The organism is Nocardia sp. NPDC059195 (genome assembly GCF_042754695.1).
Classification (GTDB): Bacteria; Actinomycetota; Actinomycetes; order Mycobacteriales; family Mycobacteriaceae; genus Nocardia.
In genome coordinates this window covers 1-1,328 of sequence record NZ_JBHZBG010000072.1, presented here as the reverse complement: position 1 = coordinate 1,328, position 1,328 = coordinate 1, and the positions used below count along the sequence as shown (strand labels likewise).

The window sequence follows — 1,328 nt, the reverse complement described above, 5'->3', positions numbered from 1 at the left end:
GCCGAGCGTGCCCTGAACGCGATGGTCTTGCATGGCTTTCGGGACCAGGTGCTTCCCGGTGGCTGGTTTGTTGTCGTACCCCGGTGCCACACTGTCGGTCATGCAGCTGCGCTACAACTTCCGCCTCTACCCCACGGTGGGGCAGCAGCAGTCGTTGGCGCAAGCATTCGGCTGCGCCCGAGTCGTGTTCAACGACGCCCTGGCCATCCGGCAGCAGGCGTTCCGGGAGGGCCGCCGGGTTACTGATTCGGAACTGTCGAAGTTGTTGACGGAGTCGAAGAAGACTCCGCAGCGAGCGTGGTTGGGTGGGGTGTCGGCGGTGGTGTTGCAGCAGGCCCTGGCTGATCTGAATACCGCCTACCGTAACTTCTTCGGCTCGGTCACCGGCACACGGAAAGGGGCGAAGATCGCCGCGCCGCGGTTCCGGTCGCGTCGCGATCATCGGCAGGCGATCCGGTTCACCCGTAACGCCCGGTTCGCGGTCACCACGGGGGAGAAGTTGCGGTTGCCCAAGATCGGGGACGTGAAGGTGGCGTGGTCGCGTCGGCTGCCGTCGGAACCCTCATCGGTCACGGTGATCAAGGACGCGGCCGGAAGGTATTTCGCGTCGTTCGTGGTAGAGGCAGAAACCCGGCCGCTGCCCGAGGTTGATGCCGTGGTGGGTATCGATCTGGGGTTGAGCTCGTTCGCGGTCCTGTCCGATGGGCGGGTCATCGAGAACCCGCGGTTGTTTCGTCGGGCCGAACGCAAGCTCCGTAAAGCTCAACAAGCACTTGCACGGAAGCAGAAGGGCTCCAGTAACCGGGGCAAAGCCCGGGTCAGGGTTGCCCGCGCACACGCAAAGATCGCTGATCAGCGCCGCGATTTCGCGCACAAACTGTCCACGTCGATTGTCCGTGATAACCAAGCGGTGTTCGTCGAGGATTTGTGTGTGAAGGGGTTGGCGCGGACTCGTCTGGCGAAGTCGGTGCATGATGCGGGTTGGGCGATGTTCACTCGCATGGTCGGGGAGAAAGCGGCCCGCTTCGGACGGTATTTCGCCAAGGTCGACCGGTTCTTCCCATCGTCGCAGCTGTGCTCGGCATGTGGGGTTGTCGATGGTCCGAAACCGTTGTCGGTGCGGTCGTGGACGTGTGGGTGTGGGGCTGTTCATGATCGGGATGTCAACGCCGCCAAGAATATCCTCGCCGCTGGTCAGGCGGAGAGGTTAAACGCTTGTGGAGTGCGGGTGAGTCCGGGGCTTGTTCCGGCGCTGTGCGGTGAAGCAGGAACCCGCCGAGAGCGCCCGAGGACGCTGGTAGGAGTCCCCGTCCTTTAGGGCAGGGAGG

The 1,328-nt window shown here is 63.6% G+C and carries 1 protein-coding gene; it reads left to right on the top strand.

The window, feature by feature from the left end:
- The first annotated feature begins 100 nt into the window (after positions 1–100).
- The gene (locus ACFXKN_RS33475; RefSeq protein ID WP_378974786.1) at positions 101–1,318 is read left to right on the top strand and encodes an RNA-guided endonuclease InsQ/TnpB family protein; all 1,218 of its coding nucleotides are present in this window, start codon (positions 101–103) and stop codon (positions 1,316–1,318) included.
- Positions 1,319–1,328 lie beyond the last annotated feature (10 nt).

Bases quoted from the DNA above. Each gene is read 5' to 3' on its own strand.
- ACFXKN_RS33475 (WP_378974786.1), top strand. From the start codon at position 101: ATGCAGCTGCGCTACAACTTCCGCCTCTACCCCACGGTGGGGCAGCAG.